Genomic DNA, 10,023 nt, shown 5'->3' with positions numbered 1-10,023 from the left:
TAGCTATCCCTGGGAAAAAACACCCATTATTTTCAGACTTATTTCGTGCAGCTATGCGTGGCTTTTGTTAACTCAAATCGGGTAATTTTGCGGCAGCGTTTTTCTCTATTCCAATAAGCGGCATTAAATTATCAACCGCGGAAGCATAATTAATTGCCGAACTCCAGCCATCATACTCGGCGATTATTTTCGCCGACGTGGCCTGCCAGACATCCTGCTCAACGCTGAGCAAATCATTAATGCTCCGCTTGCTCAGGGTGTATTCATTTTTATAAACCTCGCGGGCCCGCAGCGCATTTTCCAGCTGCCGCTTCCCGGCCTCCATTCTTCCCCGTGCGCCGGTCCAGTCAGCTTGCGCGACGGAGGCCTTTTGCAGCACGTCGAAACGCGCCTGATCGACCTGAGAGGACGCCATCGCCCGGGCGCCCTCAGCCTGACGCACGCGTGCAGATACCGCGCCGCCCTGATAAAGCGGTGCGTCAATATTGAGCTGGATCTGGTCGTCCCAGTATGAGCGGTTGTCCGACTCGTAACGCGTGCGTCCCCCTTTCAGGCTCAGGGTTGGCCAGTGCTGGGACTTCGCTGTTTCAACGCCATACTGGGCCGAACGTTCCATATTCTGCGCGGCCATTACCGCCGGTATTAACGAATAATCAATGCGGTTAAGCGAATCCGGCTCAACGGCGAGGTTTGCGGGTACCGGCGAATAATGATCTGCCTGCATTCCGGTTAATACCGCGAGCCTTGCGCGGGCGCTGTTCAACTCGGCGTTATACTGCGCCACCGTCGCCTGCATGCCGGCAATACGCGTGCGGGTCTGGAGTTCATCGGAGGTGGAACTCACGCCCGCATCGGCGCGCAGCTTGGCCAGCTGCTCCACGTTTTTCAGTGCCTGAACGTTCTCTTTTGCCGCCTGTAATAGGTCGGAATAACGTTTGACCTCCACGTAGCCGAGCGCCGTTTTTTCCGCCACGTCAGAAAGCGTGCTCATCAGCTGGTAGCGGTAGCTATCGCGCTGGGCGGAAGACTGGCTGATGCTATTGTTAGTCTTGCCAAAATCGTATATCAGCTGGGTCAGGCTCACTCCCCAGGCCGCAGAGTTCTTCAGCGAACCGCTGGAATCGGTGGTCTGGCTATGCCCCGTACTCCCGTTCAACGCTATTTGCGGCATCCAGCCGCTGCGCGCCTCGTCTATTTGCGCCTGACCAATACCTAACTGCGCGGCCTGCTGGCTAATTGACGGATCGCGATCGATAGCGAAAAGAATACTTTCCTTTAAGGTCGTCGTTGCCATCGGGGCAATACCTACCGCGCCACTATTGGCATAAGCCGTATTTAGGGCTAATGAAATTAACGCCAGCGTAGCTATAAATTGGCGTGAAACAGGCTTGCGTAATATCGTCATTTTATCTCCCTGACTCTGAGTGATACTCAAGCAATTACCCAAAAAGAGGTACAGATAATTAGACAAATATCTTATTTAACTTCCTCGCTAAATTTCAGGTAAAGCTCCCCATACCCATTTCCGATGGAGATGAGATCCGCCTTTGTCTTATTAAATTTAAGAAATTACTTATTTCATAAGTTGATTTGCAGCATAACAAAATGTGGTATAGGCCACTACACCCACAATGTTAATGCGGTGTTACATATAAGAAAAAACATGGGGTTTCTGGACAAAACTCCGAAAGTAGCCTTTCAGATGAAACATCAAAACACACTGTAATTTAAGGAAAATTCTTAATCTCCTCTGCGCACATTTTTGCGTTAATTTCTGAGCGGGTCAGACACAAAGATTTTCAAAGAAGTGTCAACTTAAGTAAGAGCCATCAATTTGTTGAAAAATAATTCTAATAAAAAACATAAATCAGACATTAAATGCTTTGTTTTAATTAAATATCAGCATATTCCACCAGTTAATCATAATACATTGGTTACATAACCCAAATCGTTGATTAAAACATAACATTAACACTGTGGTTAACATTCAGAACGGCTTAATGATATCCGCTTAATATAATTCCAATAATTAAACATCAACCTGGTTTACGATACTCCTTCCTTCTGCGTCAAAATGCTGTATTATGCAATTTATTGCGACATTTTGCAGGATTGCTGCCCATGCACAAAACCGCACGTCAACGCTATGTCCTTGATATTCTCAGTGAACAAGGTCAGGCCAGCATCACCGAACTGGCAGAAAAGCTGCAGGTTTCGGCGGACACCGTTCGTCGGGATCTGACCGATCTGGAAAATCAGGGGCTTGCCCAGAAGAATCACGGCGGGGCTATTGCTCTGAATCTTTCGGCCATGAATCGTCAGGGCCGCAATACCCTGCTGCCGGAAACAAAGCAGCGCCTGGGGAAACAGGTTGCGCAGGCGGTTCCGCCTGGTTCCACCCTGTTTCTGGATGCCGGCAGTACGGTGATGGCCGTCGCCACTTATCTGCAGGGGCCTCACACCGTGATCACTACCTCGCTGGATATCGCCCAGCATTTTAGCGACCGGGAAGACATTGAGCTTATTCTGCTCGGCGGAAAATGGGACCCGAAGCAGCGCCTGTTTGCCGGCAGCGCCACGTTGTCCCTGCTGTCACGCTATCGGGCCGATATCGCCATTCTCGGTGCGTGCGCCCTTCATGCCGAACTCGGTTTGAGTGCCGGTAAAGAAGCGGATGCCGAGGTGAAACGCGCGATGCTCGCCGCAAGCCATGCGCACTGGATTGTTGCCGATCACCTGAAAGTTAACCGCTGCGAGCCGTATCTGGTCTCCGGGCTAACCGATATTCATCAACTCTTTTTAGATCGTCCCTGGCCTGAGCTTGGGGACCCTGGCGCATTACGGGTCACGGTGTGCGCGCAATAACGTGGAGAAGGTCATGAGTAAAGTTCAAACAATCAACATTGCGCTGATCGGGTATGGTTTTGTCGGTAAAACCTTCCATGCCCCGCTGATCCAGTCCGTGGACGGGCTCAAGCTGGCGGTGGTCTCTTCCCGTGATGAAGAGAAAGTGAAGCGCGATCTTCCGGATGTGCTGGTGGTAGCCACGCCCGAAGAAGCCATTCAACAACCTGATGTCGACCTGGTGGTCATTGCCTCCCCTAACGCCACCCACGCGCCGCTGGCGACGCTGGCCCTGAACTCGGGAAAACACGTGGTCGTGGATAAGCCTTTCACCCTGGATATGCAGGAAGCCCGGCACCTGATTGCCCTGGCGGATGAAAAGCAGCTTCTGCTCTCCGTTTTCCACAACCGCCGCTGGGACAGTGATTTCCTCGGCATTAAGCAGATTATTGAGCAAGGCACGGTTGGCAAGGTTAAACATCTGGAGTCGCATATTGACCGCTTCCGCCCGGAAGTGCGCGTGCGCTGGCGAGAGCAGAACGTCCCCGGCAGCGGTCTGTGGTTTGACCTGGGCCCTCACCTGATCGACCAGACGCTTCAGCTGTTTGGCCTGCCAGAGTCTGTTCAGGGAAATATCGCCACGCTGCGCGACGGCGCAGAGGTTAACGACTGGGCTCACGTGGTCCTCAATTACCCGGATCATAAGGTGGTTCTGCACGCCAGCATGCTGGTGGCTGGCGGTACGGCGCGCTTTACCGTTCACGGGGACAAAGGCAGCGTGGTGAAAGCCAGAATCGATCAGCAGGAAGCGCAGCTGCTGGCTGGCGTAATCCCCGGCAGCGACGCCTGGGGCGAAGACGACGACAGCATGGTGTTCTTCGGAGCTGATGGTGAACCCCAAACGATTGCCACGCCAAAGGGCGATCAGCGGCAGTACTACATCAACGTGCGGGATGCGATGCTCGGGAAGATCGCCAATCCCGTTCATCCTGTCGAGGCGTTAGCGGTTATGGCTGTTCTGGAAGCGGCGGTGAAATCGTCAGAGACGGGGTCAACGCAGACGCTGGCGTTAACTGATGAAGAGCGTGCTCTTCTGGGTTAAAAAACAAGCCGGGTGGCGCTGCGCCGCCCGGCACGAGTTAAAGACTACTGACGCTTATTCGGCATCATGCGCAAAAGAGTATTATCTTTCCAGAAATAGTGGTGCATCAGCGCCGCAAAGGCGTGCAGACCAATCACGAAATAGCCCAGGTTTGCCAGCGTAACGTGCCACTCCTTCAGCACATCCACCAGGTCAAAATTCCCCTCCGCCGCGTGAGGCATCGCCAGACCAAAGGCGAACCAGTCGTTTCCACGGTTATACATCATTACAATGCCAATCAGCGGCAGCGCAATAAACAGCAGATAGACGATCAGATGCCCAAGGTGGGACATCCCGGTAATCATCGCTTTGGGTTTAGGTTGAATGGGCGGTGCGGGAAACTTCAGGCGGATCAGCAATCTCGCCACCATCAGCAACAGAACCGAGATGCCGCAGGAGACGTGGATCATGTTAATAAGCGGTCGGTCGGAACGCGGGAAAAAGCCCCTGAATTCCATCGCGCAGTAGGCGACGACGATTAACAAAAACACCAGCCAGTGAATCGTGATTTGCAGGCTTGTATATTTAGTGCGCATGGGATTTCCTGAAATAAACAGTCACCGCGCCAACATAATCTCCTTTCCTTAAAAATTCATTAACTTTTCTGTATGGTTTTTCAAATACTTCCCCTCGCATGAAGCATCTTCAATTGCTGGCCTGCCCGTGATGGTCTAAGCCTGGATGAGTTCAAACTGTCGTATCGACACGTTCACAGGAGAACACCATGAGTAAAATTGGCATTAACGGATTTGGACGCATTGGACGCCTTGTGCTGCGCCGCCTTCTTGAAACCCAGGACAGCAATACCGTCGTCGCCATCAACGACCTCACCTCCCCGAAAGTCCTGGCCTACCTGCTCAGGCATGATTCCAACTACGGTGGCTTCCCCTGGAGCGTGGACTTCACCGAGGATGCGCTGATTGTCGACGGTAAAACCATCGCGGTGTACGCCGAAAAAGAGGCAAAGCACATTCCGTGGAAAGCCGCGGGCGTGGATATCGTCGTGGAGTGCACCGGCTTTTATACCTCAGAAGAAAAATCGCGGGCGCACCTGGACGCCGGTGCGAAGAAAGTGCTGATTTCGGCGCCCGCGGGTGAGATGAAGACCATCGTCTATAGCGTGAATGACGATACCATTGACGCCAGTGATACTATTATTTCCGTCGCGTCCTGCACCACCAACTGCCTCGCCCCGCTGGCAAAAGCCCTGAACGACGCGTTTGAAATTAAAGTGGGCACCATGACCACCATTCATGCCTATACCGGCACCCAGGCGCTGGTGGATGGCCCGCGCGGGAAAGATCTGCGCGCCTCGCGGGCGGCGGCAGAAAATATTATTCCTCATACCACCGGGGCGGCGAAAGCCATCGGCCTGGTGATCCCCGCGCTCAGCGGCAAACTAAAGGGTCATGCCCAGCGCGTGCCGGTGAAAACCGGATCGGTAACCGAGCTGGTAGCGATTCTGGGTAAAAAGGTGACGGTCGAGGAGATCAACGCCGCGTTGAAAAAGGCGACCCAGGGGAATAAATCGTTCGGGTATACCGATGACGAGATTGTTTCTTCAGATGTGATTGGCTCGCACTATGGTTCGGTGTTTGACGCCACGCAGACGGAGGTGTCAGAAGCGGGAGACCTGCAGCTGGTGAAAGCCGTTGCCTGGTATGACAACGAGTATGGGTTTGTGACGCAGCTGGTGCGGACGCTGGATAAGTTTGCGGCGCTGTGATTTTCCCCGCACCCTAACCCTCTCCCCAATGGGGCGAGGGGATTGTTCCGTGCTCAGATGATTTTACGCGCCACCTTCAGGACTGGGTCCTGTTGAAGCTGTCTCCATGCGGCGGTGACGGTTTCAGGGAATTCAACGTGGGCGATAAAATCCCGCCCGGCCGGGCCATAGCCGTTGACGTCATCATACAGGCGCGGCAGTTCCCCCATAACCAGCGACAGATACCGGTCAACGGGCCACAGCCCGGCGTTGCCCCCACTAAACTCTACGCCCTCAGTGCCGTTTTGCAGCGCTGGCGTAAACCCGGGATGGCTGATCCACTGCGGTGATGCGGGTTCATCGCGGCACACGCGGGCAAACGTCGCCATCGTGCGGCGCTGCATCGTTGGGTCCTGTACCACCAGCACGCGCCCGCTTGTCCGCTGACGCTCTTTTAGCATGTTCCAGCTAAAGCGCGCGTTTTCACCGCAGTTGGTGGAGCGATCTTCAACCCACAGGCGCGCCTCGGGGATCAGCCAGAACGCCCGCGCAACGTCGGCAAGAATGTTTGCTTCTGCCCGTCCCGCGACCGGTAGAGTGTGATAACGCGGGTGATTGCGGATCGCTTCATATAAAAACGGGGTCGAATGGCCGATGCCGCCGCTGATCAGAAGCGGCACGTCTTTCTGAGAGGCAATACTGCAGGCCGCGTCAATGGTTGGGATCACCGCGTTGCCAGCCAGAATCACCGCATCAATCTCCGGGGCCTGACGCGTCATGCTCAGGTCGTCCTGCGCCAGCCATGCGCCGACAGTATTGATGGCCGCCATTGTGGCATTCGCCAGAAGGGGAAAATGGGGCTGAACCATGGTGAACTCCTCACGTTGTTGAAGCAGCGAATTTACCATTTTTCTGAAATAACCAGAAACATCCAAAAATCATCGGGTTGCACCTGCCTATTGTGCTTTTAATTTCCAGCCCTACAAAACATTGTATTGTACAGGCGTCATGAAAAAGCAGCCAACGCTGCTAATTTAAACGTGATCTGACCAGTTTCAGCCCGCCAGTGCTTGCTAAATGCAACATCCAACCCTAAGTTGCTTAACAATTTCACAACCTTTTTCATCTTCACGGGTTGCACCTGAAGCGCGCCAGGTGACACCTCATATATCAGCAACGTGGCGGGGTTTCAGCTCATGACAGAACATGAAAGTACGACGACGGTATTACGAAAAAATAAGAAGGTGTTAATCGCCAGCCTTACCGGGAGCGCCATTGAATGGTTTGACTATTTCCTCTACGGTACGGCGGCCGCGCTGGTCTTTAATAAGATCTTTTTTCCGATGGTCGATCCGGTGATCGGACTCATTCTCTCGTATCTCTCTTTCTCATTAACCTTTTTTATACGTCCCATTGGCGGGGTACTTTTCGCACACATCGGTGACCGCATTGGCCGTAAAAAAACCCTCGTGCTGACCCTCTCTTTGATGGGAGGTGCAACCGTTATGATTGGCCTGTTGCCCACGTATGAAATGATTGGTATGTGGGCTCCGGCGCTGCTGATCCTGATGCGCATCATTCAGGGGATGGGTATCGGCGGTGAATGGGGCGGTGCGCTGTTGCTGGCCTATGAGTATGCGCCTGAAAAACGCAAAGGGTTCTTCGGCAGCATTCCGCAGGCGGGCGTCACCATCGGCATGCTGATGGCGACCTTTATCGTGTCGCTGATGACGATGTTCAGCGAAGAGGATTTTCTCTCCTGGGGCTGGCGTATCCCGTTCCTGCTGAGCTCTGTTCTGGTGTTGCTCGGCCTGTGGATCCGAAAAGATATTGATGAAACGCCTGATTTTCAGAAAGTGAAAGCGTCCGGTCAGGTGGCTAAGGCTCCCCTGCGCGATACGCTGAAACATCACTGGCGTGAAGTGCTGATTGCCGCCGGCCTCAAAGTCGTGGAAACCGCGCCGTTTTATATTTTCTCTACGTTTGTGGTGAGCTATGCCACCAGCACGCTAACCTATCAAAAATCGCAGGCGCTGGAGGCCGTGACGCTGGGGGCCCTGGTGGCCACGATAATGATTCCGTTAATGGGGCTGCTCTCGGATAAAATTGGCCGTCAGCGTATGTATGCCACGAGCGTCTTTATCCTGGGTTTGTTTATCGTGCCATGGTTTATGCTGCTGAATACCGGTACCACGTGGGGGATTGTGCTCGCGACGGTGATCGCCTTTGGTGTGCTGTGGGCACCGGTCACGGCGGTACTCGGCACGCTGTGCTCTGAAATTTTTAGCGCAAACGTGCGTTACACCGGCATTACGCTCGGTTATCAACTGGGTGCCGCGCTGGCTGGCGGTACCGCCCCGCTGATTGCGACCGGCCTGCTGGCAAAATATGACGGCGACTGGGTTCCGGTGGCCTGGTATCTTGCCGTCACGGTAGCCATCTCCTTAATCGCGATTTTCTGCGCCAGCCGCGTTAAGCGTGCCACTCTCGTCGAGGCGCAGCCCGAACGTCTCTGACCTTTCCCGGCCCGTCCTGCGGGCCGCTCTTTTTCCTTAAATTTCTCTCGTACATTTGATTAACATGCGCAAATCATATTCACTTGAATTATCATTTGCGGCAGACGTAGAATCGCTAGCCCGCTAATTATTCAATCATTTCTAAGGTAATGACGTTATGCGCCTGCCCGAACGCGACCCTTATGCTCCTCGCGAGTGGCAGCCCCATGAGAAACCCGCCCTGCTGGGTTCGCCTTCCACCCCCGAGCACAGTACGCCAAAACGCGTCGCCTATGGCGTCGTTGGGCTGCTGGTTTGCCTGACGGGGGCACTGGGCAATGCGGTGGTCACCGCCAACCTGCAAAACCTGCAGGGAACCTTTGGGGCCTGGTCGACCGAAATCGCCTGGCTGCCTGCAGTCTATGTGATGACCAACATCTCCATTAACCTGCTGCTGGTCAAATTTCGTCAACAGTACGGCCTGCGCGCCTTTACGGAAGGTTTTCTGGTGCTGTACGTGCTGGTCACCTTTTTCCACCTGTTCGTTAACGACCTCAGTTCCGCGCTGATGGTACGCGCCGCGCACGGGATGGTGGCCGCCGCGCTCAGCTCGCTGGGGATTTACTATCAAATCCAGGCCTGGCCTGCGAAGCATCGCCTGAAGGCGCTTACCATCGGGATCACTGGATCGTCGCTCGCTATTCCGCTGGCGCGTCTGTTTTCCACTGAGCTTCTCCAGCTGGACGAGTGGCGCGGGCTCTATTTCTTTGAACTGGGGCTGGCGCTGATCTCCCTGGCCTGCGTAATCGCCTTAAAACTGCCGCCGGGTGACCGACGCAAGGTCTTCGAGAAGAAAGACTTTGTCACCTTCTTTTTACTGGCTCCCGGAATGGCCCTGCTCTGCGCCGTGCTCTCTTTAGGCCGTCTTGACTGGTGGTTCGAGGCGCCGTGGATCGGCTGGTCGCTGGCGCTATCGCTGGTGCTGATTGTTTCCGCCATCGTGTTTGAACATAACCGCGCCAACCCGCTGCTGAACACCCGCTGGCTGTCGAGCGGCAGCATCGTTCGCCTGGGGCTGATCATGCTGCTGATCCGCATCGTGCTGGCGGAGCAAAATACCGGCGTCATCGGCTGGCTGCAGTACGTGGGGTTACAAAATGAGCAGATGACCCATCTGGCGTGGTCTATTTTCGCCGGGATCGTCTGCGGGATCGTCACCAGCTGCCTCACCATTAAGCCTACAAAGCTGGCGTGGCCGATTATCACCTCTTTGGCGCTGATGATTGTTGCCTCGCTGCTGGACAGCCAGTCCAATAACCTGACCCGCCCGGATCAGCTGATGGTCAGCCAGTTCCTGCTGGGCTTCGGCAGCGCCTTCTTCCTGGCGCCCGCCATGCTGGCCGCCATTGGCGGGGTAATTGCCGACCCGCGTAACCTGGTCAGCTTTTCGGTCATGTTTGGCATGAGCCAGAACCTCGGCGGCCTGCTGGGATCGGCGATTCTCGGCACCTTCCAGACCTGGCGCGAGAAATACCACTCCAGCCTGCTGGCGGATCAGCTCACCACGCTTAACCCGCTGGTCAACGAGCGGATTCAGCTTTATACCCAGATGTATAAAAGCCTGATTGGCGACAGTACGCTGCTGGGAACGCAGGCCATTACCCAGCTACAGACGGTGACCAGCCTTGAGGCAAATATTCTGGCCTACAACGATACTTATCTGCTGACGGCAAGCATCGCTGCCGCCACGCTGGTCTGGATTTTATGGCGCTTGCTGCGCCTGCGCATTACTGCCCGTATGGCGCTGAAGAACGCCACCGGCAACAAATAATTGTGAT

The 10,023-nt window shown here is 54.5% G+C and carries 9 protein-coding genes; 5 read left to right on the top strand and 4 right to left on the bottom strand.

All coding sequences use genetic code 11. The annotated features are described in order from the left end of the window. Positions 1–67: 67 nt before the first annotated feature. Positions 68–1,405 (bottom strand): TolC family outer membrane protein, encoded by a 1,338-nt coding sequence (locus tag IM314_RS01380; protein ID WP_193358265.1) that lies wholly within the window; start codon positions 1,403–1,405, stop codon positions 68–70. Positions 1,406–2,121: 716 nt separating this feature from the next. Here IM314_RS01380 and IM314_RS01375 point away from each other — a divergent pair. After that, complete coding sequence (locus tag IM314_RS01375; protein WP_047368512.1) at positions 2,122–2,865, top strand: DeoR/GlpR family DNA-binding transcription regulator; 744 nt, start codon at positions 2,122–2,124, stop codon at positions 2,863–2,865. A gap of 13 nt (positions 2,866–2,878) precedes the next feature. Beyond that, positions 2,879–3,946: an oxidoreductase gene (locus IM314_RS01370; RefSeq protein ID WP_193358266.1), complete on the top strand. Its 1,068-nt coding sequence runs from the start codon at positions 2,879–2,881 to the stop codon at positions 3,944–3,946. 44 nt (positions 3,947–3,990) lie between these two features. Here the strand turns inward: IM314_RS01370 and cybB are convergent, their stop codons facing one another. Further along, positions 3,991–4,521 (bottom strand): cytochrome b561, encoded by a 531-nt coding sequence (gene cybB, locus IM314_RS01365; protein WP_047365229.1) that lies wholly within the window; start codon positions 4,519–4,521, stop codon positions 3,991–3,993. Between the two features lie 188 nt (positions 4,522–4,709). Between cybB and gap the strand changes: the two genes are divergently transcribed. Then, on the top strand, positions 4,710–5,711 hold the full coding sequence (gap, locus tag IM314_RS01360) for a type I glyceraldehyde-3-phosphate dehydrogenase (RefSeq protein ID WP_028013079.1): 1,002 nt from the start codon (positions 4,710–4,712) through the stop codon (positions 5,709–5,711). A gap of 53 nt (positions 5,712–5,764) precedes the next feature. Here gap and IM314_RS01355 read toward each other — a convergent pair whose 3' ends face one another. Together IM314_RS01355 and IM314_RS22040 are read right to left on the bottom strand one after the other, a co-directional pair. Beyond that, positions 5,765–6,559, bottom strand: a complete 795-nt coding sequence (locus IM314_RS01355) for a YdcF family protein (RefSeq protein WP_193358267.1) — start codon at positions 6,557–6,559, stop codon at positions 5,765–5,767. 137 nt (positions 6,560–6,696) lie between these two features. Next, entirely contained in the window at positions 6,697–6,822 is a 126-nt protein-coding gene (locus IM314_RS22040; RefSeq protein WP_255517940.1) for a hypothetical protein, read from the bottom strand. Between the two features lie 64 nt (positions 6,823–6,886). Between IM314_RS22040 and IM314_RS01350 the strand changes: the two genes are divergently transcribed. Further along, positions 6,887–8,206: an MFS transporter gene (locus IM314_RS01350; protein ID WP_047365486.1), complete on the top strand. Its 1,320-nt coding sequence runs from the start codon at positions 6,887–6,889 to the stop codon at positions 8,204–8,206. Between the two features lie 157 nt (positions 8,207–8,363). Beyond that, entirely contained in the window at positions 8,364–10,016 is a 1,653-nt protein-coding gene (locus IM314_RS01345) for an MFS transporter (protein WP_032644875.1), read from the top strand. Positions 10,017–10,023 lie beyond the last annotated feature (7 nt).

It is taken from the genome of Enterobacter cloacae complex sp. P42RS, assembly GCF_014930595.1.
Lineage (GTDB): Bacteria > Pseudomonadota > Gammaproteobacteria > Enterobacterales > Enterobacteriaceae > Enterobacter > Enterobacter bugandensis.
The sequence above is the reverse complement of the archived record's forward strand: the minus strand, read 5'-3'. Positions and strand labels throughout refer to the sequence as shown.